General features: G+C 75.0%; 18 protein-coding genes. 5 read left to right on the top strand and 13 right to left on the bottom strand.

Translation table 11 applies throughout. The annotated features are described in order from the left end of the window. The first annotated feature begins 69 nt into the window (after window positions 1-69). Window positions 70-279 carry a type II toxin-antitoxin system Y4mF family antitoxin gene (locus tag ACYVQV_RS17395; RefSeq protein ID WP_461024584.1) on the top strand — a complete coding sequence of 70 codons (210 nt, stop codon included), beginning with the start codon at window positions 70-72 and terminating at the stop codon, window positions 277-279. Continuing rightward, entirely contained in the window at window positions 276-1,529 is a 1,254-nt protein-coding gene (locus tag ACYVQV_RS17390) for a type II toxin-antitoxin system HipA family toxin (protein ID WP_461024583.1), read from the top strand. Before ACYVQV_RS17395 ends, ACYVQV_RS17390 begins: the two co-directional genes overlap by 4 nt. Before the next feature lie 37 nt (window positions 1,530-1,566). On the opposite strand, the gene ACYVQV_RS17385 is transcribed toward ACYVQV_RS17390, so the two are convergent. From ACYVQV_RS17385 to ACYVQV_RS17375, 3 genes are all read right to left on the bottom strand, one after another. Then, window positions 1,567-2,721, bottom strand: coding sequence for a DNA polymerase III subunit delta' (locus ACYVQV_RS17385; protein WP_461024582.1), 1,155 nt, complete (start codon window positions 2,719-2,721; stop codon window positions 1,567-1,569). Then, window positions 2,718-5,345 carry a dTMP kinase gene (tmk, locus tag ACYVQV_RS17380; RefSeq protein ID WP_461024581.1) on the bottom strand — a complete coding sequence of 876 codons (2,628 nt, stop codon included), beginning with the start codon at window positions 5,343-5,345 and terminating at the stop codon, window positions 2,718-2,720. The genes ACYVQV_RS17385 and tmk overlap by 4 nt, the downstream gene beginning before the upstream one ends. Window positions 5,346-5,457: 112 nt before the next feature. Beyond that, complete coding sequence (locus tag ACYVQV_RS17375) at window positions 5,458-5,820, bottom strand: hypothetical protein (protein ID WP_461024580.1); 363 nt, start codon at window positions 5,818-5,820, stop codon at window positions 5,458-5,460. Window positions 5,821-5,956: 136 nt separating this feature from the next. Here ACYVQV_RS17375 and ACYVQV_RS17370 point away from each other — a divergent pair, with 136 nt between their 5' ends. Together ACYVQV_RS17370 and ACYVQV_RS17365 are read left to right on the top strand one after the other, a co-directional pair. Beyond that, window positions 5,957-6,709: a nucleoside/nucleotide kinase family protein gene (locus tag ACYVQV_RS17370; RefSeq protein ID WP_461024579.1), complete on the top strand. Its 753-nt coding sequence runs from the start codon at window positions 5,957-5,959 to the stop codon at window positions 6,707-6,709. 4 nt (window positions 6,710-6,713) lie between these two features. Beyond that, window positions 6,714-8,036 carry an FAD-dependent oxidoreductase gene (locus ACYVQV_RS17365; RefSeq protein ID WP_461024578.1) on the top strand — a complete coding sequence of 441 codons (1,323 nt, stop codon included), beginning with the start codon at window positions 6,714-6,716 and terminating at the stop codon, window positions 8,034-8,036. A 13-nt stretch (window positions 8,037-8,049) separates the two neighbouring features. Here ACYVQV_RS17365 and topA read toward each other — a convergent pair whose 3' ends face one another. The 10 genes from topA to ACYVQV_RS17315 form a co-directional block, all read right to left on the bottom strand. Then, the gene (gene topA, locus ACYVQV_RS17360; RefSeq protein ID WP_461024577.1) at window positions 8,050-10,836 is read right to left on the bottom strand and encodes a type I DNA topoisomerase; all 2,787 of its coding nucleotides are present in this window, start codon (window positions 10,834-10,836) and stop codon (window positions 8,050-8,052) included. 158 nt (window positions 10,837-10,994) lie between these two features. Continuing rightward, a complete protein-coding gene (locus ACYVQV_RS17355) occupies window positions 10,995-11,678 on the bottom strand; it encodes a TetR/AcrR family transcriptional regulator (RefSeq protein WP_461024576.1) in 684 nt (227 codons plus the stop codon). A gap of 41 nt (window positions 11,679-11,719) precedes the next feature. Further along, a complete protein-coding gene (locus tag ACYVQV_RS17350; protein ID WP_461024575.1) occupies window positions 11,720-13,267 on the bottom strand; it encodes a DUF7059 domain-containing protein in 1,548 nt (515 codons plus the stop codon). A gap of 156 nt (window positions 13,268-13,423) precedes the next feature. Continuing rightward, window positions 13,424-15,835: a GNAT family N-acetyltransferase gene (locus ACYVQV_RS17345; protein ID WP_461024574.1), complete on the bottom strand. Its 2,412-nt coding sequence runs from the start codon at window positions 15,833-15,835 to the stop codon at window positions 13,424-13,426. Beyond that, window positions 15,832-17,202, bottom strand: coding sequence for a lysine N(6)-hydroxylase/L-ornithine N(5)-oxygenase family protein (locus tag ACYVQV_RS17340; protein WP_461024573.1), 1,371 nt, complete (start codon window positions 17,200-17,202; stop codon window positions 15,832-15,834). Before ACYVQV_RS17340 ends, ACYVQV_RS17345 begins: the two co-directional genes overlap by 4 nt. Before the next feature lie 49 nt (window positions 17,203-17,251). Next, window positions 17,252-18,841 carry a pyridoxal phosphate-dependent decarboxylase family protein gene (locus tag ACYVQV_RS17335; protein WP_461024572.1) on the bottom strand — a complete coding sequence of 530 codons (1,590 nt, stop codon included), beginning with the start codon at window positions 18,839-18,841 and terminating at the stop codon, window positions 17,252-17,254. Window positions 18,842-18,975: 134 nt separating this feature from the next. After that, on the bottom strand, window positions 18,976-19,728 hold the full coding sequence (locus tag ACYVQV_RS17330; RefSeq protein WP_461024571.1) for a sulfite exporter TauE/SafE family protein: 753 nt from the start codon (window positions 19,726-19,728) through the stop codon (window positions 18,976-18,978). 298 nt (window positions 19,729-20,026) lie between these two features. Further along, complete coding sequence (locus tag ACYVQV_RS17325) at window positions 20,027-22,336, bottom strand: sodium-translocating pyrophosphatase (protein ID WP_461024600.1); 2,310 nt, start codon at window positions 22,334-22,336, stop codon at window positions 20,027-20,029. A gap of 250 nt (window positions 22,337-22,586) precedes the next feature. Beyond that, entirely contained in the window at window positions 22,587-22,955 is a 369-nt protein-coding gene (locus ACYVQV_RS17320; protein WP_461024570.1) for an ATP-binding protein, read from the bottom strand. An 11-nt stretch (window positions 22,956-22,966) separates the two neighbouring features. Continuing rightward, entirely contained in the window at window positions 22,967-23,335 is a 369-nt protein-coding gene (locus ACYVQV_RS17315) for an STAS domain-containing protein (RefSeq protein WP_461024569.1), read from the bottom strand. A 166-nt stretch (window positions 23,336-23,501) separates the two neighbouring features. Between ACYVQV_RS17315 and ACYVQV_RS17310 the strand changes: the two genes are divergently transcribed. After that, window positions 23,502-25,773 (top strand): DEAD/DEAH box helicase (locus ACYVQV_RS17310; RefSeq protein WP_461024568.1); only part of this gene is annotated, 2,272 nt, incomplete at its 3' end.

Genomic DNA, 25,773 nt, shown 5'->3' with positions numbered 1-25,773 from the left:
CGCGTGTGCAATGTCCGTGTGCGCACTAGGGTGGACAGATCGGCACGATCGTGCCGACCAGGAGGTTCCATGGACGACGGTGTGGGAGACCTGGCCGCGGCGGTCAGAACCCGCCGGCGCGAGCTCGGGCTCGGGCAGGAGGAGCTCGCCGACCTGGCTGGAACGTCGGTCAGGTTCGTACGAAGTCTCGAGCACGGGAAGGCGACGGTGCGGCTCGACAAGCTCCTCGCGGTGCTGGGTGCCCTGGGGCTGCAGCTGCGGACCGAGATCCGGTCGTGAGCCCAGGACCTCGCTCCACGCCGGCGTCCGCACCACTCGAGGACGTCAGGCGCGTCCACGTCGCCGACGTGTACAAGGGCGCCCACCGCGCAGCGACCCTGCGCCGGGTCGACGGCTCGGTGGAGTTCCGGTACCACGACGACCACCTCGAACGCGGCGGTCCGCCCGTCGCGACGACCCTCCCCCTCACCGAGCAGCCGGTCGTGACAGCAGCGGGCGCGGTCCCGCCCTTCTTCGCCGGTCTCCTCCCCGAGGGCCGCCGGCTGTCCAGCCTGCGTCGCGCGGTGAAGACGTCGGCGGACGACGACCTCTCGCTGCTGCTCGCCGTGGGAGGCGACACCGTCGGCGACGTGCGCGTCGTCCTCGAGGGGCAGCCGGTCGCGGAACCGGAGCCTCTGGTGGTCGTCGACCGGTCCTTCGACGAGGTGACCTTCTCCGAGGTCCTCGAGGCCGCGGGCGTCGTGGACCCCGTCGCCCTCGCCGGCGTCCAGGACAAGGCATCCGCGCGGGTGCTCTCCGTCCCGGTCGGCAGCGCCGGTCGGCGGTACCTGCTCAAGGTCGATCCCCCCGAGTACCCGCACGTCGTGGAGAACGAGGAGTACTTCATCCGACTCGCTCGCCGCGCACGGTTCCCCGTCGTCGACGCTCGGCTGGTTCGCGACCGCACCGGACGTCCCGGTCTCCTCGTCACCCGCTTCGACCGGGTGCTGACCGCGGACGGCACCACCACGTCACTACCGGTCGAGGACGCCGCCCAGGCCCTCGGCATCTACCCGGCGGACAAGTACGCCGTCACCGCGGAGGACGCGGTCCAGGCCCTGGCACGGCTGTGCGCCGCGCGGGTCGTGGCGACGCGCGCGCTGTTCCGCCAGCTGTGCTTCGCCTGGCTGACCGGCAACGGTGACGTGCACGCCAAGAACCTGTCCGTCCTGGGGACCGACCAGGGTGAGTGGCGGGTCTCCCCCGCCTACGACGTCCCGTCGACGGTCCCCTACGGGGACACCACTTTCGCCCTGTCCCTGCAGGGTCGGACCGCCGGGTTCTCCCGCCGGCACCTCCTGCGCTTCGCCGACGAGGTCGGGCTACCGGCCAGAGCCGCGGAGCGGACCCTGGACGACGCTCTGGCGGCCACGTCCCACGTCGCCGAGGAGTGGGCGGCCGGCGCGACACCGTTGCACACTCGAGCGGTGCGCGACCTGGCTCGCACGCTCCGGCAACGACGTCGCGGCCTCGTGCGACCCGCCGGCTGAGCCGGCGGCGTCCCGTTCGACGTGGGGCCGTGGACGCTCAGCCGAGCAGCTGCAGGGCCATCGCCTCGACGGCGAGCTGGGGGCTGACGTTCGCGCCGATCCGCTCGCGTGCGGTGGCGATCGCGTCCAGGCGCCGCAGCGTCGCCTCCGGGGTGGCGGCGTCGGCCAGGCGGAGGAGCTGGTCGCGCATCTGGGCGTTGACGAGGTCGACCTGCGCGCCGAGCTGGATGACGAGGACGTCCCGGTACACCGAGGCCAGGTCCTGCAGGGCCCGGTCGATGACGTCGCGCCGGAACCGGGTGGCCCGCGTCTTCTGCTCCTTCTCCAGCTGCGCGAGCTGGGAGCGCACGGCCGGCGGCGGGGTCGCGACACCGTCGGCGCCCAGCGAGTGCAGCAGCGCGGCGCGCTCCGCGGCGTCCCGCTCGGCGGTCGCGGCGGTCGCCTCCTCCGCGGCCACGTCGATGAGGTCAGCAGCCCGGGTCACGGCCCCGGCCACCCCGCCGGAACCGAACGCCATCCTCAGCACCTCGTGGCGACGGTTGCGCGCGCCCTCGTCGCGGGCGAGGCGACGGGCCATGCCGACGTGCGACTGGGCGGCGCGGGCGGCGTAGGCGGCCATCGCGGGGTCCACCCCGTCGCGCCGGACGAGCAGCTCGGCGACCGCGTCGACGGACGGCAGCCGCAACCGCACCGGGCGGCACCGCGACCGGATCGTCACCAGCACGTCCTCGGGGCTGGGGGCGCACAGCAGCCACACCGTCCGCGGGGGCGGCTCCTCGATCGACTTGAGCAGCACGTTCGCCGCGCGCTCCTGCATCCGGTCGGCGTCCTCGACGACGACGACGCGCCACCGCCCCTGGGACGGGCGCCGCTGGGCGGACTGCACCAGCTCGCGGGTGAACTCCGTCTTGATCGACAGCTGCTCGGTGGCGACCACCTGCACGTCGGCGTGCGTCCCGGCCATCACCGTCCGGCAGGCGTGGCACTCGTCGCAGCCCGCCGTGCCGCACTGCAGGGCCGCGGCGAACGCCCGCGCCGCCACGGACCGGCCCGACCCGGGCGGACCGGTGAACAGCCAGGCGTGCGCCGGGCCGGTCCCCTCGCCCCGCAACGCCGACTCCCCCGCCGCCACCGCCCGGCGCAGCACCTCGATGGTGTGCTCCTGGTCGACGAGCTGGTCCCACACCGTCACCGGCGCCGGCCCCTGCGGTCGTCCTGGCCGAAGCCGAAGATCTCCTCGGTGAGGTCGAGCCGCTGCGTGGGGGCGTCGTCGTCCTCCACCCGCGGCAGCCGTGCCGTCGGCGGGGCGTCACGGCGCGAGCGACGCGGGGACGCGGGCTGCTCGGCCGCCAGGCGACGGGCACGCTCCTCACCGGCGAGCCGCTGGCGCTCGCGGTGCTCCGCGGCGGCCCGGTCGAGGTGGTCGGCGTCCAGACGGGCCTGCTCGGCCGCCTCCCGCCGGGCCCGCTCCTCGGCGCGGCGCATCGCCTGCTCGTGATCCTCGCGACGACGCCGCTCCGCCTCCTGCCGCTGCCGCTCGGCCTCCACGCGCCGGCGCTCCTCCGCCTCACGGCGAGCGGCCTCCTCCGCCTCACGGCGAGCGGCCTCCTCCGCCTCACGGCGAGCGGCCTCCTCGGCCTCGCGCCGCTCGCGCTCCTCGAGCTCGGCGAGCTGACCGGGCGACAGCGGCAGCACCGGCTCGAGGCGCTCGCGGATCCGCTCGTGGATCGCGTCGGGGTCCAGGGAGGCGTCGACGACGAGGTACCGGCGCGGGTGGCGGCGGGCGAGCTCCAGGAAGTGCGCGCGGACCCGGTCGTGGAACGTGTCCGGCTCGCTCTCGACCCGGTCCTCACCCTCACCGCGCGACGACACCTGGCGACGGTGACGGCCCACCGCCGGGTCGACGTCCAGGAGGACGGTCAGGTCCGGCTGCAGGCCCTCGGTGGCCCACCGCGACAGCTGCGCCACCTCGTCGCCGTCCAGGTCCCGGCCGGCGCCCTGGTAGGCCACCGAGGAGTCCACGTAGCGGTCGGTCACGACGACCGCACCGCGCCGCAGCGCCGGGCGGACCACCGTCTCGACGTGGTGGGCGCGGTCCGCGGCGAAGAGCAGCGCCTCGGCCCTGGGCGTCACCGCGTCGCCGTGCAGCAGCAGCTCGCGGATCCGGGTCCCCAGGCCAGTCGCACCCGGCTCGCGGGTGAGCACCACCTCGTGGCCGACGTCTGCGGCCAGCCACTGCCGCAGCAGCTGCGCCTGCGTCGACTTGCCGGCCCCGTCACCGCCCTCGAGGGCGACGAAGAAGCCGGGGTGGTCGGGGCGGCGGCTCAGGGGCGGCTGGGCGACGTGGCGGCGCTTCCACGCGTTCACCACGTCCTCGAGCAGCGGGACGCCGCGGTGGTCGTCCATCTGCCGGTAGGCGAGCACGCCGATCGCCACGGCCAGCGCGGCCGCGAACATCAGGGTGAAGGCGGCGCCGTTGTAGGTCAGCGTCGTGCTCGGCGTCAGGCTGAAGTCGTGCGTGCCGATCAGGGCCGCGAGCGCCGGCGCGAACGCCATCACGGCGACGAGCACGACCCGCGACATGGACTGCACGAAGGCGAAGGTGCGGCCGCGCAGCTCGTCGGCGACCTCCATCCCGAGCATCGTGTAGCCGGTCACCCACGCCACCCCCGCGCCGGCACCGAGCCCGACGGTGAACATCGCGGCGAGCACGATGTTCGGGATCAGCGCGACGAACGCCAGGAACACGCCCGCGGCCACGATGGCCAGGCCGAACAGGCGCGAGCGCGGCAGCTCGGCGAGGATGCGCGGGCCCACCCACATCCCGGCGGCCAGACCGGCGAACACGCAGGCGAACAGGACGCCGTAGCCGGCCGGCCCCGCCCCGAGGTCGGCCGTGAACGTGGTCGCGACGCCGATGACGAAGCCGCCCGCGCCGAACGCCCCGAGCATCCCGACGACCAGGCCGCGGATCAGCGGGGTGGTGCCGATGAACGCCCACCCGTCGCGGATCGTGTGCCAGAAGCTGAGCAGCCCGACGGCGTCGTCGGTCGTCGTCCGCTCGGGTCGGCGCGGCATGTCCAGCCGCCAGATGACCATCGCGGCGACGAGGTAGGTCAGCGCGTTGAAGTACAGCGCCAGGTCGACGGGGCCACCGCCGTAGCCCAGGACGTCGTCCATCAGACCCGACACGAGGGCCAGTCCGCTGAACAGCAGCGCGGCGAACGGGGCGCTGCCGTACGTCGTCGCGAGGCTGAGCTGGTTGGCCGCCTCCAGCCGCCGCTTCGGCACCAGGTTGGGGACCGTCGCGTCCTTCGCCGGCATCCAGAACAGGCCGATGATCTCGATCAGCACGGTGGCGACGAAGAGCCACCACAGCTCTCCGACGACCGCGATGGAGACGAAGAGCACGCAGCGCAGCAGGTCGCCGACGACCATGTTGAGCTTGCGGTCCAGCCGGTCGGCGACGACGCCCGCGACCGGGCCGAAGAGGATGGCCGGCGCGAGCCGCAGGATGAGGACGCCGGACACCGCCAGGTTGGCCTGCGCGTACCCCGACTGGGCACCCAGCGCACCGGCCATCGCGGTGGTCGCGAGCAGCCCCAGCCAGTCACCGAAGCTCGACAGGCCCAGGGACAGCCACAGCTGCCGGAACGGTCTGATGGCGAGGACGGCGCGCACGTCGTGGTCCGGCGCCTCGCTCCCCGCGCCCCGGGGACCGGGGTCGGGCAGCTCACGGCCCCGGCGGCCGGACGGCTCGGCCGGGACGGAGGGAGCCGGGGGGCTCGGGGGCGTCCCGGCGTCGTCACTCGTCACGACGTCAGCGTAACGGCGCGTCCCGTCAGCGAACCGCCTCCGCACCCGGCGTCACCGGGCGCTCACGCGGTGTTCACATCAGGGGTTCACATCAGGGGTTCACATCAGGGGTTCACACCGGGGGGTGGGACGACGGCACGCACCGTGCCGTCTCGGCGAGCGCCCGGGCCAGCCGCACGCGGTCGCCCTCCATCCGCTGCCAGCGCATCTGCTCGACGAGGACCGCCGCGGCGGCCCAGCCGTTCACCGAGTCGTGCTCCACCGCGGACAGGAACGACGTCACCGCGGACTGCACCCCCGCGGCCACGTCGGGCTCCGCCGACGGGGCCGTCGGGCCGGCGCCCACCACGCCGGTGGCGTCGTCCGCCGGGACGCGCGGGGCAGGCACGAGAGCGAGCGGCGCCGCCGCGACGGGACCGGGCGCGTCCGTCCGCCGGGTGGTCCACGGGCTGGTGGGGTGGTCGGCGAGGGTCATCGTGGGCTCCGGCGGTGCGGGTCGGGTGGTGGGTGCCTGTGAGTGAGGATCGTCAAGCGTGCCACGCGGCTTGAGGGCAAACGCCACACGACTGTCGGGTCCGCCGGTCGAGTGAGGGGTGTGCCAGGCTCGGCCGGTGCCCCACCCCCGCACCGACCCCCGCACCGGTGACCGCAGCCGGCTCCTCGCCGACGTGGCCGATCGCGTGGAGGCAGCCGTCGACCCGGCCGACCCGGCCGGACGCGACGTCGTCCTCGTCGGGGTGGACGGCGTGGACGGCGCCGGCAAGACGACCTTCGCGGACGAGCTGGCCGCCGTCCTGCGCGCCCGCGGCCGCGCGGTGCTGCGCGCCGGCCACGACGACTTCCACCACCCCCGCGCCCGCCGGTACGCGCGGGGACGCGACAGCGCCGAGGGCTTCTGGCTGGACTCCTTCGACGACGAGGCGTTCACCCGCCTGCTGCTCGCCCCGCTCGGCCCGGGAGGCGACCGGCGGGTCCGCACCCGCAGCCACGACCTGGCCACCGACGCCGTCGTCGACGAGCCCCCGGTCACGGTGGCCCCCGGCACCGTCGTGGTCGTGGACGGCCTGTTCCTGCACCGCGACGAGCTGGCCGACCACTGGCACCTCAGCGTCCTGCTGGACGTGCCGTTCGAGGTGTCGGTGGCCCGGATGGCCGTCCGCGACGGCTCCCACCCCGACCCCGCGGCCGCGTCGAACGCGCGCTACGTCGGGGGGCAGCGGCTCTACCACGCCGCCGCCGACCCGAGGGCCCGCGCCGACCTCGTCGTCGACAACTCCGACCTCGACGCCCCTCGGCTGGTGACCGCCCGCCCACCCGATCCGCGCAGGTCGGCGCGCGGCGGCTCGCCCGCCCCCGCACGATGAGGGCGTGACGCCCGCGCCGAGCCCCAGCCCGACCGGCCCCCTCGTGCCGGAGGCCCTGCCCCGCACCGCCGACGTGGTCGTCGTCGGCGCCGGGCTGGCGGGGCTCGCGTGCGCGCGCCGGCTGCGGGACGACGGCGTCGACGTCGTCGTCGTGGAGGCCGCGGACGGCGTCGGTGGCCGGGTCCGCACGGACGTCGTCGACGGCTTCCGGTGCGACCGCGGCTTCCAGCTGCTCAACCCGTCCTACCCCGCGGTGCGCCGGCTCGTGGACGTGGTCGCCCTGCGGCTGCGGACGCTCGAGGCGGGGGCGGCGCTCGTCGAGGACGACCGGACGGTGGTGCTGGCCGACCCGCGGCGCAGCCCCCGGCACCTGCTGCGCACCGTGCGCAGCGGCTACCTCCGCCCCGGCGACGTCGCGGCCGCGGCCCGCTGGGCCGCCCCGGCGCTCGGCCCGGTCGACCGGCTCCTCGCCGCCCCGGACACCACGCTCGCGGACTCGTGGGACGCCGCCGGCGTCCGCGGCCCGCTGCGGCACGGGCTGCTCGAGCCGTTCGTCGCCGGCGTGGTCGGCACGTGGTCCGGGACGACGTCGGCCACCTTCGCCCGGCTGCTGGTCCGGTCGTTCGTCCTCGCCACGCCGGGGGTCCCCGCGGCCGGGATGCAGGCCCTGCCCGACCAGCTCGCGGCCGGACTGGACGCGCCGGTGCACCTGCGCACGCGCGTCACCGGGGTGCGCCGCGCCGCGGGAGCGGGTGCCTGCACCGTGACCACCGACCGCGGCGAGGTGACGGCCCGCGCCGTCGTGGTCGCCACCGACGGCGTGGACGCCGCCGCGCTGACCGGCGAACCCGCGCCCCGGGTGAACGGCTTCGCGACCTGGTGGTTCGCCGTCACCGGCGCCAGCCCCGCCCGGTACCGCCTGCTGCACCTCGACCCCCGCGGACGGTCCGCCGGGCCGGTCGTCAACGCCGCGGTGATGTCGGACGCCGCACCGACCTACGCACCGCCGGGCCGCCACCTCGTCCAGGCGACCACCCTCGGCTCGGACGGCGACTGGCCGCACGAGCGGGACGTGCGGGCGCACCTGTCCCACCTGTTCCGGTGCCCGGTGGACGACTGGGACGTCGTGACCGTCCACCACGTGCCCCGGGCGCTGACGCACCAGGGCGCGCCGCTGCGGCACCGCCGCCGTGTCGACCTCGGGGACGGGCTTCTCGTCGCCGGCGACCACCGCGACACCGCGTCCACCCAGGGCGCGCTGGTGTCGGGTCGCCGGGCGGCCGCGGCAGCCCTGCACCACCTGACCGGCGCCTCCGGCGGCGGCTGAGCGGCCGGACCCGTCAGCCGCTCTTCTTCGCCGCCGCCTTCTTCGCGGTCGTCTTCTTCGCCGCGGCCTTCTTCGCGGTGGCCTTCTTGGCGGTGGTCTTCTTCGCAGCGGCCTTCTTCGCGCCGCGCTTGACCGGCCCCCGGGCCCGCTTCTCGGCCAGCAGCTCCGCCGCCCGCTCCAGGGTGACCGACTCGACCGCGTCGTCCTTGCGCAGGGTCGCGTTGGTCTCCCCGTCGGTCACGTACGGGCCGAACCGGCCGTCCTTGACCACCACGGGCTGACCGGACGCCGGGTCCTCACCGAGCTCACGCAACGGCGGGGCCGCCGTCCGGCCGCGCCCCCGCTTGGGCTGGGCGTAGATCGCGAGCGCCTCCTCGAGGGTGACGTCGAAGATCTGGTCCTCGGTCTCCAGCGACCGGGAGTCGGTGCCCTTCTTCAGGTACGGCCCGTACCGGCCGTTCTGCGCGGTGATCTCCTCACCCGACTCCGGGTCGGTGCCGACGACCCGCGGCAGCGTCAGCAGGCGCAGCGCGTCCTCGAGCGTGACCGTCGGCAGCTGCATCGACTTCAGCAGGGACGCCGTCCGGGGCTTCTCCTTCTTCTTCGCTCCGTCGTCCTCGAGCACCTCGGTGACGTACGGCCCGAACCGCCCGCTGCGGGCGATGATCGTGCGGCCCGTGTCGGGGTCGACACCGAGCTCGCGGTCGCCGTCGCCCTGCGTCTCGAACAGCTCGCGCGCCTTGGCGACGGTCAGCTCGTCCGGGGCGACCTCGTCCGGCACGTTGGCGCGCTTCGGCTCGCCGCCGTCGGGGTCGGGGACCTCGAGGTACGGGCCGTACCGGCCGACGCGCAGGGTGATCCCGTCGCCGATGTCGATGGAGGAGATGGCGCGGGCGTCGATCTCGCCGAGGTCGTCGACGAGGGCCTTCAGGCCCTCCCGGCCCTGCGGGCCCCCCGGGTCGGCGGCGACGGAGGCTCCCTGCCCGGCGGCGCCGCCGGATCCGAAGTAGAACTGCTCCAGCCAGCGGGCGCGCTCCTCCTGCCCGCCGGCGATCCGGTCGAGGTCCTCCTCCATGGAGGCGGTGAAGTCGTAGTCGACGAGCCGGCTGAAGTGCTCCTCCAGCAGCCGGACCACCGCGAACGCCAGCCAGGACGGCACCAGGGCGGAACCCCGGTGCGCGACGTACCCGCGGTCGACGATGGTGGAGATCGTCGCGGCGTACGTCGACGGGCGCCCGATCCCCTTCTCCTCCAGCGCCTTGACCAGGCTCGCCTCGGTGAAGCGGGGCGGCGGGGAGGTCTCGTGCCCGTCGGCCGTCAGGTCGCGCAGGGACAGCGCCTGGCCCTGGGCCATCTCGGGCAGCCGGCGCTCGGCGTCGCCGTCCTCGCGCTCGCGCTCCTCGTCCCGGCCCTCCTCGTACGCGGCGAGGAAGCCGCGGAACGTGATCACGGTGCCGGACGCGGAGAACTCGCAGTCCCGGCCGGCCTCCCCGGCGGCCGCCGTCGTCGTGGCGCCGAGGCGGACGGTCGCGGTGGAGCCCTTCGCGTCGGCCATCTGGCTGGCGACGGTGCGCTTCCAGATGAGGTCGTACAGCCGGAACTCGTCGCCGCGCAGCTGGCCCGCGACCTGGGCGGGGGTGCGGAACGAGTCCCCTGCGGGGCGGACCGCCTCGTGCGCCTCCTGCGCGTTCTTCGACTTGGACGCGTACGTGCGTGGCTTGTCCGGGACGAACTCCGCGCCGTACAGCTCGGCGGCCTGCCGGCGGGCCGCGGACACGGCCTCCGACGACAGCGCCGTCGAGTCGGTCCGCATGTAGGTGATGTAGCCGTTCTCGTACAGCGACTGCGCGACGCGCATCGTCTGCCGGGCCGAGAACCGCAGCTTGCGGGACGCCTCCTGCTGCAGCGTGGAGGTCGTGAACGGCGCCGCGGGACGGCGCGTGTACGGCTTGGTCTCGACGGACCGGACGACGAAGTCGGCCTCGCGCAGCCCGGTCACGAGCCGCCCGGCGGCCGCCTCGTCGAGCAGGACGGCGGAGGCGTTGCGCAGCTGCCCCCGGTCGTCGAAGTCGCGCCCCGTGGCGACCTTGGCGCCGTCCACCTGGACGAGCCGGGCCGAGAACGCGGTGCCGCCGCCGGCGGGCTCGTACTGGCCGGTGAGGTCCCAGTAGGACGCGGCCCGGAACGCCATCCGCTCGCGCTCGCGCTCGACGACCATGCGCGTCGCCACGGACTGGACCCGGCCCGCGGACAGCCGCGGCCGGACCTTGCGCCACAGCACCGGGGAGATCTCGTAGCCGTAGAGGCGGTCGAGGATCCGGCGCGTCTCCTGGGCGTCGACGAGGTGCTCGTCGATGTCGCGGGTCGCCTCCAGGGCGCGCTGGATCGCCTCGCGGGTGATCTCGTGGAACACCATCCGCTTGACCGGGACCTTCGGCTGCAGCGCCTCGCGCAGGTGCCACGCGATGGCCTCGCCCTCGCGGTCCTCGTCCGTGGCCAGGTAGAGCTCGTCGGCCTCCTTGAGGAGCCGCTTCAGCTCGGAGACCTTCTTCTTCTTGTCGGCGTCGACGACGTAGTACGGCTCGAACCCGTTGTCGACGTCGACGGCGAACTTGCCGAACGGGCCCTTCTTCATCTCCGCGGGCAGCTCGCTGGGCTGCGGCAGGTCGCGGATGTGGCCGAGGCTGGCCTCGACCTCGTACCCCTCTCCGAGGTAGCCCGCGATGGTGCGCGCCTTGGCCGGCGACTCCACGATCACCAGCCGACGCGTGCCCGCACCGGCGCCCTTGCTGCCCGCCACCTGGTCTGCCCTTCCGTCCGCCCCCGAGACAACCGACCGTGACCGGCCGGCGCGTGCACGGTAACGCGTCCGCGTGACCGCTGCGTCCACCGCCCGCCGTCGGGACGGGCCGGGCCTGCGCCGGCCCGACGTCCGCCCGACGTCCGCCCGACGGATGGTCAGGTCTGCGGCTGCAGCCCCAGGACCTCGTCCAGCCCGCCCTGGACGAACCGCACCAGGTCGTGCACGAGACGCTGCGCGCCCGGGCTGGCGGCGTCGGCCGCCGTGGGCTCCTGGTGGGTGTCCATCCACCGGCGCGTCGCCAGCTGCACCGCGCCGACGACCGCGAACGCCCAGGTCTCCGCGGCGTCGCGGTCGCGCCCCGACGCCTCGAGCAGGGCGCTCGCGAGCTCGGCCACGGCCGACGCGACGACCTCCTCGGTGGCCGCGACGAAGTCGCCGCCACCCCGCTGCTCGACGACGAACCGGTACATCGCCGGGTCGGCGGTGATGAGGCTGACGTACGTCTCGACGACCGAGCGGACCTTCTCGATCACGGGGAGGTCGGCGTCCAGCGCCTCGCGCAGCCGGGGGACGACGACGTGCTCGGCGATCCGGTCCAGGACGGCGGCGTGCAGCTCGGCCTTGTCGGCGAAGTGGCGGTAGAGCACGGTCTTGGAGACCCCGGCCTCCGCGGCGATGGCGTCCATGCCGACGTCCGCGCCGTGCCTGCGGACGGCACGGACCGCGCTGTCGACGAACGCCTCGCGGCGGCGGCGGTTGTGCTCGTCCCAGCGGGACCGCCGGCCGTCAGGGACCTCCGCGGAGGAGTCACCCTGGCTCGTCACGGGGGTCCTCGGCATGCTTCACAGCCTAGGTGACGTGGGCGCGTGCTCCGGACGGCTCAGGCCGGGACGAGCAGGCCCCCGTGCGCGAGGTCACGCAGCACCGGCAGGACGTCGGCGCGCACGGACTCGACGGGTGCGTCCAGCAGGGCGCCGAGGGCCCCGCAGATCCGGCCGAGCGTCAGCTCCCCGTCGCAGGCGCCGACCGCCGCGGCGACCGTCGTGCCGACCTGCACGACCCTGCCGAAGCCGTCGGTCTGCCGCAGCAGGATCGCGGCGGGGTCCGGCTCGCCGGGGCGGTGGTGGCGCTCCTCCGTGACGTCGGCGGCGACCCGCCACCGGGAGGCGAGCAGGGCGTCGTCCGCGGCGAGCGGCCCGGCGAGCAGGTCCCGCACGCTCAGCGCGCGACCGAGGTGCTCGCCCAGCGGCTGGTGGACGGGTCCCGTGCGCTCCTCCAGGCACCGCCACGGCGGCCGCCCGGGTGGCGGCACGCGCAGGGTGAGCACGCCGAACCCGACGGCGGAGACGTCCCGCGCCGCGAGGTCGTCCAGCCACGCCCGGTACAGGTCGTCGAAGGCGGCGCCGCGGCGCTGGCCGCCGTCCCGGATCCACGTCTCGGCGTACTCCGCGGGGTCCTGGACCTCGCGCTGGACGACCCACGCGTCGAGGCCGGTGCCATCCAGCCACTGCCCCACCCGGTCGGTCCACGCGGCGTCGCCGTGCACCTCCCAGTTGCCGAGGAGCTGGGCGGTGCCACCGGCGGCGAGCACGCCGGGCAGGGCGCGGACCAGGTCGGCGACGACGGCGTCCCCCGTGCGGCCGCCGTCGCGGTACTCGTACGCCGGGACGTCGCCGCGGCGGGGGGTGATGACGAACGGCGGGTTGGACACGACGAGGTCGAACCGCTCGCCCGCCACCGGGTCCAGCATGTCGCCGCGGCGCAGGTCGACCCGGTCGCAGACCCCGGCGAGGGCCAGGGTGAGCGCCGCGACGCGCAGGGCCCGGTCGGACAGGTCGGTCGCGACGACGGAGCGCGAGTGCCGGCTGGCGTGCAGCGCCTGGACCCCGCAGCCGGTGCCGAGGTCGAGGGTCCGGTCGACGGGCCCGCGGACGGTGGCCCGGGCGAGCGTCGTCGAGGCGCCGCCGACGCCGAGGACGTGGTCGGTGCGCAGCGGCCGGCCGGTCGCCGTCTCCCCGAGGTCGGAGACGACCCACCAGTCGCTCGGCCCCGTCGCGTCCACCGCCGCGTAGGGACGCAGGTCGAGCAGGGCCCGGACGTCGTCGCCCGCGCCGGAGCCGGCCGCCTCGACCAGGCCGAGCCGGACCAGGCCGTCGGTGCCGGTCCGCGGCAGCGAGGCGTCGAGGGCCCCGCGCGTCACGGGCAGGCCGAGGACGAAGGCACGGGTCAGGACGGCGACCGGTTCATCGCGTCCAGCAGTCACCTCTCGCGCCGGGACCGCCTGCTCGCGCGCCAGCGCGGCCGACGCGACGGGCCCGAGGAGCCCGTCGACGCCGTCCACGGTCCACCCGGACGCCGCGAGGTCGGCGCGCAGGGCGTCGACGACGTCCCGGGGCGGTCCGGCGGGCAGCGGGGCCGAGGTGCTCACCCGCCCATCCTGCCCGCCGTCCCCCGCCACCCCCGAAACCGCACCTTTCCACCGACCTGCGGCCCGAGGTGCCCCCGAAACCGCACCTTTCCACCGACCTGCGGTCAGGGGCGGCCCGGGAACCGCACCTTTCCACCGACCTGCGGTCAGGGGCGGTCAGGATCGCGGCGACCACCGGGCCAGCGGGTTCTCCAGCTCGCCGACGAGCCGCATCGCGGTCGTCGGGTCCGCCAGGTCGACCATCTGCCGGTTGTTCCGCAGCTGCAGCCGGTTCAGGCACGACAGCGGGAACCGCTCGGCGAACAGGTCGTGCCGCGCGAACGAGTCGGCCAGCTGCGGCTGCGACGCCTCGTACGCCGCCGCGGACCCGGCCACGACCCGCCAGAAGTCGTCGGCCGACAGCACGCCGTCCCGCTCGAGCACCGGCCCGAGGAACCGCAGGAAGCAGTCGACGACGTCGGTCAGCAGCGAGAGCACCCACAGTTCCTGCGGGACGTCGGCGCGGACTCGCTCCACCCCGTCGGGCAGCGGCGTGGCCGGATCCAGGACGCAGACCTCCTCGCCGACGTCCTTGAGGACGACGCGGGTCACGACCGAGTCCTCCAGCACGAGGATGACGTTCTCCCCGTGCGGCATGAGCACCGTGCCGTGCGCGTGGAACAGGTGCAGCAGCGGCACGAGGTAGGCGTCGAGGTAGCGGCGCACCCACTCGGCCGGGTCGAGACCCGAGTCGCGCACGAGCGTCCCGGCCAGCGACGTCCCGTCGTCGTCCACGTGCAGCAGGGACGCCATCGTCACGAGCCGCTCGCCGCCGGTGAGCGCGGGCACGGGGCTCTCCCGCCACAGCGCGGCGAGCATCTTGCGGTACGGCGAGCCCTTCGGCGCGGCGGCGGTGAACCGCTCGCTGCGGTACCCGACGGCGGCGAGCTCGCGCAGCACCGTCACCCCGGTGCCGCGGAGCACCTCGTCGCGCTCGACCACCCCGGCGAGCCAGTCGTTGATCGCCGGCGTGACCGCCATGTACTCGGCGGACAGCCCTCGGACGAAGCCCATGTTGAGCACCGACAGCGCCGTCTTGACGTAGTGGCGCTCCGGTCGGGAGCGGTTGAGGAGGGTCCGGATCGACTGCTGCGCCTGGTAGGCGTCCGGCCCGTAGCCGAGCGGCACGATGGACCGGTCCGCGACCTCGGCGGCGAAGGTCACCGCGACCCGGGACCGCCACTGCCACGGGTGCACCGGGCACAGGTGGTAGTCGTCGAGCGACAGGCCGAGCGCGCGCATCCGCGCGGCGAAGGCCTCCCGCGTGGCGACGTCCAGCTCGGCGTCCACGAGCGCCTCGTACGTGACGTCGGAGGCGGTCGCGAACACCGACCGGTCGCGCCGCAGCGCCACCCACAGCAACCGGACGCCGCGCGCGGCCTCCGGGGCGAGGTCGCGGTACTCGGCGGCGTCCAGGCCGAGCCGGCCGCTGCCGGCGACGAAGCACGGGTGCCCCTCGGTCATCGACGCCTCGACCGTCTGGAAGTCGGCGCGCGCCAGCTCGGCGGCGGTGTGCCGGGCCGTGGCGTACCGGTAGGCCAGCGCGCCGACGGTGCTGGTGACCTCCTCCAGGTAGACGGGCAGGACGTCCGGGCCGAGGTCCAGCCGGTCCTGCAGGTCGAGGACGGCGTGGACGGCGTCCACGGGCAGGGTCTCGTCGCCGCGCCGGCGCTCGATGGAGTCGGGGTCGACGCGCCAGTGGTCGAGCGCGTACCGCTCGGCCGTGAACCGGTAGGTGGTGACCGCGCCGTCGTCGTCGGCCCGGCCGGTCAGGAGCCAGCGGTCGGCGTCCCCGGCCGGGTCCTTCTCCGGCTCGAGCAGCCGCTCGTGGGTGAGCTCGCCGACGAGCTTGGCGACGACCCGGCGGTTGGCTCGCGACCAGTGCGGCTCGTCGAGGTGGGCGACGTCGGCGAGGACGTCGGCCAGCAGCTCCGGCGCGCCGCTGCCGGTGGTGACGGCGGACGGCGGCGCGCCGGCGGCGGCGTCCACGGCGGCGTCGCTGGCGGCGTACTGCGCCCGGGTGCACGTGGACAGCAGCGCGGTCTTGTGGCCGAGGTCGACGTCACCGACGACCTCGAACCCGGCGTAGGCGTTGAGGCGGTGCACGGCGTCGTTGCGGACGTCCGGCTCGACGACGACGCGCTGCACCGCCGGGTCGGCGAGGAGGGTCTCCATCACGGCGCGGAACACGGCCCGGGTGAAGCCGTGGACGGGTTCGTCGGTGGGGGCCACCAGCACGTGCATGCCGACGTCCCCGACGTGGTGGTCGTAGCGTCCGGCGAGCTCGCTGCGGGCGGGGTCGTAGCGCTCCAGGAGGACGGCGGGTCGGCCGTGGGCGAGGCCGATGAATGCGTCCTGGTGGTCGCTGACGACGATCGCGCCGTACTGGCGGCGGACCTCGGCGAGGTCGGCGTCCTGCATCTGCCAGAACGCCGACTTGGGGTGGGTCACCCACGCGTGCAGGGTCTCGGCGTCGGTGCTGCCCCCGGAGTCGAGGTCCAGCGGCCGGAACGTGATCCGGGGGCTCACGCGCGCACCCCCTCGGCGGCCGCAGGCGCGTCGGCGTCCTCGTCGGGCCCCTCCGAGCCGGGGCCGGGCACCCGCTCACCCCACGGCGGCACCCCGAAGTCCTGGACGGCGACCCGCTCCTCGACGCGGTAGACCTCCCGGCCGGTGACGGACCGCAGGATGCACGACGACCGGTAGGCCCCCATGCCGAGGTCGGGGGTGACGAACCCGTGGGTGTGCAGCTCGGCGTTCTGCACGAACACCCGGCCGCCGGTGAGGTCGACGCTGTAGTCGCGGCGGACGTCGAGCCGGCCCTGGGCGTCGCGGCGCAGGTGCCCGTCCAGCGGGGCGAGGCAGTCGGGGACGCGGTGGGCGTACCCTGTGCCGGCGACGACGGCGTCGGTGTCGAAGCGGAACGCGGCGTCCTGCTCGGTGTGGTGGACGGTCAGGGTCAGCCGGCCGTCGGCGCCCCGCTCCGCCGCGGTGACCGCCGCCGCGGTGACCAGCCGGACGTCGTCCCGGCCCCGAGCGCGCCGCTCGTACAGCGTGTCGAAGATCTCGTCGACCAGCGACCCGTTGATGCCCTTGTACAGCCCGCGCTGCGAGCCGACGAGCCGGTCGCGCGTCGGCGCGGGGAGGGCGTGGAAGTAGTCGACGTAGTCCGGCGACGTCATCTCCAGCGTGAGCTTCGTGTACTCCAGCGGGAAGAACCGCGGCGAGCGCGTCAGCCACGTCAGCCGCCGCTCCCCCGCCGGGAGGGAGTCCGTCGCGCGCAGCAGGTCGAGGAACACCTCCGCGGCGGACTGCCCGCCCCCGACGACGGTGACGTCCCGGTGCGCGGTCAGCGCGGCCTTGCTCGGCAGGTAGTCGGCGGTGTGCACGACGCCGTCCACCCCGGCCAGGGCCGACGGCAGGTACGGGACGGTGCCGGTGCCGACGACGACGTGCCGCGCCCGGTGCGTCACCTCCCCGCCGGCCGTCCCGGCCCGGACGACGTACACGTCGTCCACCGCGTCGTGCTCGACCGACGTCACGTGGTGGCCGAACCGCAGGCTGCCCATCCGCTCGGCCGCCCACCGGCAGTACGCGTCGTACTCGCTGCGCAGCGGGTAGAACGACTCGCGGATGTAGAAGGGGTACAGCCGGCCGACGTCCTTGAGGTACGCCAGGAACGACAGCGGGTGCGTGGGGTCGGCCATCGTCACCAGGTCCGCGAGGAACGGCACCTGCAGGGTCACGCCGTCCAGCAGCATGCCGGGGTGCCAGGACAGCTCGTCCCTGCTCTCGAGGAAGACGGCGTCGAGGTCGGGCACCGGGTCGGCGAGGGCGGCCAGGCCGAGGTTGAACGGCCCGAGGCCGATGCCGAGCAGGTCGTGGGTGGTGGTCACGGGGTCTCCGTCGGTCGTGCGGCGGTCGGCGGGTGGGCAGGTGTCGCGGTCAGCGGGCGGCGACGAGGTCGTCGTCCCCGGAGCGCGGCAGCGCCCCGGTCGCGGCGAGGTGCTCGACCCGGTGGTGCGCGAGGTGCGCAACGAGCTCGAACACGGCCGCCAGGTCCTCGACCGTGGTCGCGGGGTTGAGCAGCGTGAGCTTGAGGTAGCGCCGGCCCCGGCGGCGGGTGCCTGCCACGACGGCCTCCCCGGACGCGGCGATCGCCTCGCGGACGTGCTGCTGGACGTCGTCCAGGACGTCGTCGGGCAGGTGGTGGCCCGCAGGGGCGTCGGGGACGACGCGGAAGACGACGGTGCTGAGCTGGGGCCGGGTGACGACCTCGAAGCGCGGGTCGTGAACGAGCATCCGCCAGGCGTCCTCGGCCCGGTCGACGGCCTGGTCGAACAGCCGGCCGACGGCGTCGGCGCCCATGACGCGGAACGTCATCCACAGCTTGAGCGCGTCGAACCGGCGGGTCGTCTGCAGGCTCTTGTCGACCTGGTTGGGCGTGCCACCGACCGCCGCGGCCTTCGGGTTGAGGTAGTCGGCGTGGTAGGTGACGTGCCGCAGCGTCGAGCCGTCGCGGACGAGGACGGCGCTGGAGCTGACGGGCTGGAAGAACGACTTGTGGAAGTCGACGGTGACCGAGTCGGCGCGCTCGATGCCGTCGAGCAGGTGGCGGCGGCGACGGGACGCGAGCAGACCGCAGCCGTACGCGGCGTCGACGTGCAGCCACGTCCCGGTGCGGGCGCACACGTCGGCCACCTCGGGCAGCGGGTCGATGCTGGCGTAGTCCGTGGTCCCGGCGGTGGCGACGACGGCCATGGGCACGAGGCCCGCGTGGCGGCAGCGCTCGATCGCCTCGGCGAGCGCGTCGGGGCGCATCCGCATCCCCGGGTCGCACGGGACCTCGACCACGGCGTCGGGGCCCAGGCCCAGCAGGTGGGCGGACTTGCGGACGCTGAAGTGGCTGACCTCGGAGGCCAGCACCCGCAGCCGCTCGACGGGCACGCCGCGGTGCAGCGCCTCGTCGCGGGCCAGGTGCAGCGCCTGCAGGTTGGACTGCGTGCCGCCGCTGGTGAACACGCCGTCGGCCTCGGGACCGAAGCCGATCCGGCGGGTCGTCCAGTCGACGAGGCGGCGTTCGATGAGGGTGCCGCCGGCGCTCTGGTCCCACGTGTCCAGGGACGAGTTCACGGACGAGACGACCGCCTCGGCGACGAGCGCCGGGATCGCGACGGGGCAGTTGAGGTGGGCGAGGTAGCGCGGGTGGTGGAACCACACGGCGTCGCGCAGGTACACCTCGGACAGCTCGTCGAGGGCCGCGGTGGTGCTGCCGAGCGGGCTGTCGAGGTCGACGCCGTCCACCACGGGGGCCAGCTGGGCGGGGGTGACGCCGGTGAACGGCCGGTCCACGGTGGCGACCTGGTCGGCGACGCGGTCGACGGCCTTGCGGACGAGGTGCCGGTACCTCTCGGCGGAGTCGGTGGTGAGCAGGTGCCTGAGGTCGGTGGTGTCCTCGGCGTCGCCGTCCCGGACGTCGACGACGCGCTCCGGGACGGCGTCGTGGTCGCCGAGGAGGTCAGCAGGCAGGGTCATACCGGGCCTTTCCGGGCGTGGGGGATCGCGGATGATCGTGATGAGGTTAGGCAAACCTAACCACATGCCCGGGCGCGCTCACCACCCCCACCCCCGCGACCAGGACCACGCCTCGAGGGACCTCCCGCGGGCCGTCAGACCCAGGCGTCGGCGGCCAGGACGGCGGCCAGGACGAGACCCGCCGTCCCGATCGCGAGCCGCAGACCGGTCTCGGGCAGCCGCCGGACCACCGCGGGCGCCACCAGGCCACCGAGGAAGCAGCCGGCCGCGAGCGGCAGGGCCGCCCACCAGCGCACCGGCCCGAACACCGCGAAACCCGTGGCGGCCACGACGTTCGCGCTGAACAGCACGACGTTCTTCAGCGCGTTGACCCGCGCGATGGGCTCGCGGACGACGGCCCCCAGCATCGCGAGCAGCAGGACGCCCGCCGCGGCACCGAAGTAGCCGCCGTACACCGCGACCAGCGCGGTGCCGGCGGAGACGGCGGGGTGCCGGTCCCGCGGCTCGGCGGAGTGCCACCGGGCGAGCCACGGCCGAGCCAGCAGCGCGAGGGACGCGAACCCGACGAGCGCCGGGACGACGGCCTCGAACGCCTCCGCCGGGGTGGTCAGCAGCAGCGCCGCACCCGCCGTCCCGCCGAGCAGGCCCATCAGCGCGAACCGCCGGACCCGCCACGCCTGCCCGGCCAGCTCGGGCCGCGACCCGGTGATCGCGCCGGCACCGGTCAGGGTGAGCGAGACGGTGTTGGTGACGTTCGCCGCCAGCGGGGGCAGGCCCACCGCGAGCAGGGCCGGGTAGCTGACGAGCGACGCCAGCCCCGCACCGGCACCCACCACCCCCGCCGCGACACCCGCCGCGAGCAGCAGCAGGACGTCGACGGCGCTCACCCCGCGAGGCTAGGCGAGCGCCGTCACCGCACCGCCGTCCGGGCCGTGCCACTCGACCCCCGGGCGCGACTGATCGTCAGACGCCCGTGGGGGTGATGACCCCCAGAACGGTCTGACGATCAGTGCGTGGCGGGTGGGCCGACCGGCGTCCGCCCGCCGGCCAGCCGGTCCCCAACCACAAGATCGTCAGACCGTTCGGGTCGTGATGGCGACCAGGAACGTCTGACGATCTTGTGGTGGAGCAGGGAGGGAGGGAGGGACGCCCGCCAGGGAGGTGGGTCCCCGGCGAGGCCCTGGGTCAGGCCTCCCGGACGGCCTCGCGGACGGGCGTGCCACCGGGCACGGACGGCGGCTCGTCGTCCATCCCGGCCAGCGTCCGCTTCTTCGACATGACCACCGCCGCCACGATGACGACGACGGCGACACCGGCGATGGCCAGGCGGATGCCGTCGTTCGCGCCGTCCCCGTAGGACAGGCCGACGACCGCGGGGGCGATCAGCAGCGCGACGAGGTTCATCACCTTGATGAGCGGGTTGATGGCCGGACCGGCCGTGTCCTTGAACGGGTCGCCGACGGTGTCGCCGATGACGGTGGCGGCGTGGGCCTCGGAGCCCTTGCCGCCGTGGTGGCCATCCTCGACGAGCTTCTTCGCGTTGTCCCACGCCCCGCCGGAGTTCGCCAGGAACACCGCCATGAGGACGCCGGTGCCGATCGCACCCGCCAGGTACCCGGCCAGGGCGCTGAACCCGAGCCCGAACCCGACCGCGATCGGCGCCATCACGGCCAGCAGACCGGGCGTCGCCAGCTCCCTCAGCGAGTCGCGGGTGCAGATGTCGACGACGCGCCCGTACTCCGGCTTCTCGGTGCCGTCCATGATCCCGGGGTGCTCGCGGAACTGCCTGCGCACCTCGAAGACGATGGCACCCGCCGCCCTGGTGACCGCGTCGATCGCCAGCCCGGAGAACAGGAACACCACGGAGCCGCCGATGATGAGGCCGACCAGGGTGTTCGGCGAGACGACCTCGTAGGCGCCGGCGATGCCGTCGATGGTCTCGCCCGCGTCGCGCAACGCGGCCTGGACGGCGTCGGTGTACGAGCCGAACAGGGCGGTCGCGGCGAGCACCGCCGTGGCGATGGCGATGCCCTTGGTGATGGCCTTGGTGGTGTTCCCGACCGCGTCCAGCTCGGTGAGGATCTGCGCGCCCTCGCCGTCGACGTCCCCGGACATCTCCGCGATGCCCTGGGCGTTGTCGCTGACCGGCCCGAAGGTGTCCATCGCCACGATGACGCCGACCGTGGTCAGCAGACCGCAGCCCGCGAGCGCGATGAGGAACAGGGACAGGACGACGGACCCGGCGCCGAGCAGGAACGCCGCGTAGACGGCGCCGCTGATGATGACGGCGGTGTAGACGGCCGACTCCAGGCCCACGCCGATGCCCGACAGCACCACGGTCGCGGCCCCGGTCAGGGAGGTGCGGGCGACGTCCTGGGTGGGCCGCTTGTCGGTGCCGGTGAAGTACCCGGTGAGCCACAGGATCACCGCAGCGAGCACGATGCCGAGGGCGACGGCCGCGGTCGCGACCAGCCGCGGGTCGCCGTCCAGGGCGGCGACGTCCTCGCCGACGCCGGTCAGCTCCGCGAACGAGCCGGGCAGGTAGACGAACGCGGCCACGGCGCACGCGACCGCCGCGACGGCCGCGGAGATGTAGAAGCCCCGGTTGATGGCGGTCAGGCCGGACTCACCCGGCCGCGGGCGGGTGACGTACACGCCGAGGACGGCGGTCAGCGCGCCGATGGCGGGGACGATGAGCGGGAAGACGAGTCCCTCGTCGCCGAAGGCCGCCTTGCCGAGGATGAGCGCGGCGACGAGCGTCACCGCGTAGGACTCGAACAGGTCGGCGGCCATGCCGGCGCAGTCGCCGACGTTGTCGCCGACGTTGTCGGCGATGGTGGCGGCGTTGCGCGGGTCGTCCTCGGGGATGCCCGCTTCGACCTTGCCGACGAGGTCGGCGCCGACGTCCGCGGCCTTGGTGAAGATGCCGCCGCCGACCCGCATGAACATGGCGAGCAGGGCGGCGCCGAAACCGAAGCCCTCGAGCACCGCGGGTGCGTCGCCCCGGTAGACCAGCACCACGACCGACGCGCCGAGCAGGCCGAGGCCGACGGTGGCCATGCCGACGGTGCCGCCGGTCCGGAACGCGATCCGCATGCCGTCGTCCCGGCCGGACTCGCGGGCCGCCGCGGCCACGCGAACGTTCGCCCGGACGGCGAGGGACATCCCGAGGTAGCCGATGGCCGCGGAGAACGCGGCGCCGACGACGAAGAAGACGCTGCGGCCGAGCCGCACGTCACCGTCGCCGGGGAGCAGGAACAGCAGGCCGAAGACGAGGACGACGAAGACGGCGAGCGTGCGGAACTGGCGGTTGAGGTAGGCGCTGGCGCCCTCCTGCACCGCGCGGGCGATGGTCTGCATGGCGGGGGTGCCCTCGCCCGCCGACAGCACCTGCTGCCGGAAGACCACCCCCATCGCCAGGGCCACGAGCGCGATGGCGGCCACGACGACCACGAGGGTGAGGTTGCCCCCCTCCACCGTGGCGTCGGCGCCCATCGAGGCTGCCAGCCCCGTCGCACCGAGCGGGAACTGCGGAAGCATCCGTCCTCCTTGACGTCGGGTGAGCGCACGCTCCCCACCGGCCGGAGCGGGCGGGTGGGGTCGGTCCCGAGCGTCCCCGTCCGCCAGCGGAGGAGGTTGCGCGCACTCTACTCAGACGGATGTGGCGGAGAACACGTCTGTGGCGCGTCCCACATCACTCGTGTCGTGTCGGGCCCTCACCGCCGGACGCGCCGGCGCGGGCGGCTCAGAACCGCCAGTGCATGCGCAGCTCGCTGCTGCCACCGTCCTCGACCACCGCCGCGTCGTGCGCCAGCCCCTGCACGAGCGTCAGCGACAGCTCCTCCACGTGGTCCGGCGGACGGGGCGGGGCGTGGTCGCGGACGCGGATCTCCAGCCCGTCGTCACCGTCGAGCAGCTCGACCTCGACGGGCCGGCCGGTGCGCGCGGCGACGCTGCGGGCCACGGCGCGGGCGCACGCCTCGCCCACGGCCAGCCGCACGCTCTCCAGCACCGCGGACGACGCACCCTGCCGGCGCGCCACCGCCACGGCCACCAGGCGCGCCGTGCGGACGTGCTCCGGGAGCGCCGTGAAGGACAGGCCGACCGTGGCCATCCGGGCGGGTCTCAGCCCTCGCTGTCGCCGGACGACGCCGGACCGGAGGCGGAGACCGCCTCCTCGACGGTGTCGTGGATCGGGAACACCTTCGTCAGGCCGGTGATGCGGAAGACCTTGAGGATCTTCTCCTGGGTGCACACCAGGCGCAGCGACCCGTCGTGGGACCGCACCCGCTTCAGGCCGCCGACGAGGACGCCGAGGCCGGTGGAGTCGAGGAAGTCGACCTGCTCCATGTCGACCACCAGGTGGTGGTGGCCGTCGCCGACGAGGTCGTTGAGGCGCTCGCGCAGCACCGGGGCGGTGTAGACGTCGATCTCACCGCCGACCTCGACGATGGTGCGGCCACCCTGCTCGCGGCTGGTGACGGACAGATCCACAGCGTCTCCCCTGGTGGGCTTCGTCTCTGACCGGCGCGTCGCCCGGTGGACCCGGGCGACCCGCTCTGCGGTACGCCGCATTCAACCACTGACCCCCCGCGTCGGCACTCGTGCGGCACCCGAGGGTGTCCCCCGGTCGGGTGCGTTCCGGCGTCCGGGGCAGGCGGTGCGAGACTCGACGACCGTGCCGGTCGAGGGGTCCTCAGCGCTGCGCCGGGTGCTGCAGGCACCAGGGCGCACGGAGCGCGTCCTGCACGTGCACGAGGTCCCCGCCCGCCCCGGGCGGACCACCGACTGGCCGGGGTGGGCGGACCCCACGGTGGTCGCGGCGCTCGAGGCGTCCGGCGTCCAGCGCCCGTGGGCGCACCAGGTCGAGGCGGCCGAGCACGCGTGGGCCGGCCGGGACGTCGTGGTCGCCACCGGGACGGCGTCCGGCAAGTCGCTGGCGTACCTGCTGCCCGCGCTGACGACGCTGCGGGGGGGCGTCCCCCCGTGGCGGGCCGACGTCCCACCACGGGCCCGCGGGGCGACCGCGCTGTACCTGTCCCCGACGAAGGCGCTGGCCGCCGACCAGCTCGCGTCGGTGGCCGACCTCGACGTCCCCGGTGTGCGAGCCGCGACCTACGACGGCGACACCCCCGCCGAGGAGCGCCGCTGGGTCCGCGACCACGCCTCCTACGTGCTGACGAACCCGGACCTGCTGCACCACTCCCTGCTGCCGGGCCACGCCCGGTGGGCGTCGTTCCTGCGCGGGCTGGCGTACGTGGTCGTCGACGAGGCCCACCACTACCGCGGGGTGTTCGGGTCGCACGTCGCGGCGGTGCTGCGCCGCCTGCTGCGGGTCGCCGCGCGGTACGGCTCGCGGCCGGTGCTCGTCCTGGCCTCGGCCACGGCGTCCGACCCCGCGGGGACCGCGCAGCGGCTCACCGGCCGCACCGTCGAGGTGGTGGACGAGGACACCTCGCGGCGCGGACCGCTCACGTTCGCCCTCTGGGAGCCGCCGTTGCTGCCCGGCGGCGGCGAGCACGACGCACCGACCCGCCGGTCCGCCACGGCCGAGACCGCCGACCTGGTCACCGACCTCGTCGTGTCGGGGGTGCGGACCCTGGCGTTCGTCCGCTCGCGGCGCGGGGCGGAGGTGGTGGCGGTGACGGCCCGGCGGCTCCTCGAGGAGGTCGACCCGGCACTGCCCCAGCGGGTCGCCGCGTACCGGTCCGGGTACCTGCCGGAGGAGCGACGCGAGCTCGAGCGGGCGCTGCGGGACGGCACGCTGCTCGCGCTGGCCACCACCAACGCGCTCGAGCTCGGCGTGGACGTCGCGGGGCTGGACGCCGTCGTGATGGCGGGGTGGCCGGGCACCCGGGCGTCGATGTGGCAGCAGGCCGGGCGCGCCGGCCGGGCCGGCGGCGAGGCGCTCGCCGTGCTGGTCGCCCGGGACGACCCGCTCGACACCTACCTCGTGCACCACCCCGACGCGGTGCTCGGCCGCCCCGTCGAGGCGACCGTGCTCGACCCGCAGAACCCGTACGTCCTGGCCCCCCACCTGTGCGCGGCCGCCGCCGAGCTGCCGCTCACCGAGGCGGACCTGCCGACGTTCGGCGCGGGCACCCGCGAGCTGCTGGACGCGCTGGTCGCCCGCGGCACGCTGCGCCGTCGCCCGGCGGGCTGGTACTGGACGGCGCAGCAGCGGGCGTCCGACCTCGCGGACCTGAGGGGCACGGGCGGGGCGCCCGTCCGCCTGGTGGAGGCCGTGACCGGGCGCGTGCTCGGGAGCGTCGACGCCGCCGCCGCGCACCACACCGCCCACGACGGCGCCGTCTACCTGCACCAGGGCGCGACCTTCGTCGTCGAGCACCTCGACCTCGACGACCACGTGGCCCTGGTGCGGGCGGGCGAGGTCACCCACACGACGCAGGCGCGCGAGGTCACCGACGTGCAGGTCCTCGCGACGTCCCGGTCGCGTCACTGGGGCCCGGTCGGGCTGCACCTGGGCACCGTGGAGGTGACCAGCCAGGTCACGTCCTTCCTGCTGCGGGACGTGGTCAGCGGCGACGTCCTCGGCGAGGAGCCGCTCGACCTGCCACCGCGGGTGCTGCGCACGACGGCCGTGTGGTGGACGCTGCCCGAGGACCTGCTCCTCGCCCACGGGGTGCAGCCGGCCGACGTCCCCGGTGCCGCGCACGCCGCCGAGCACGCGGCCATCGGGCTGCTCCCGCTGGTGGCGACCAACGACCGGTGGGACGTGGGGGGCATGTCGACCGCCCTGCACCCGGACACGGGCGTCCCGACGGTCTTCGTCCACGACGGGCACCCCGGTGGCGCCGGCTTCGCCGAGCGCGGCTGGGAGGCGGCCGGCACGTGGCTGAGGGCGACCCTGAGGGCCGTCGCGTCGTGCGAGTGCGACACCGGCTGCCCCTCCTGCGTGCAGTCCCCCAAGT

The sequence above is a fragment of the Thalassiella azotivora genome (assembly GCF_054781695.1).
Note: the sequence above shows the minus strand (reverse complement) of the source record. Positions and strands in the feature narration are given on the sequence as shown.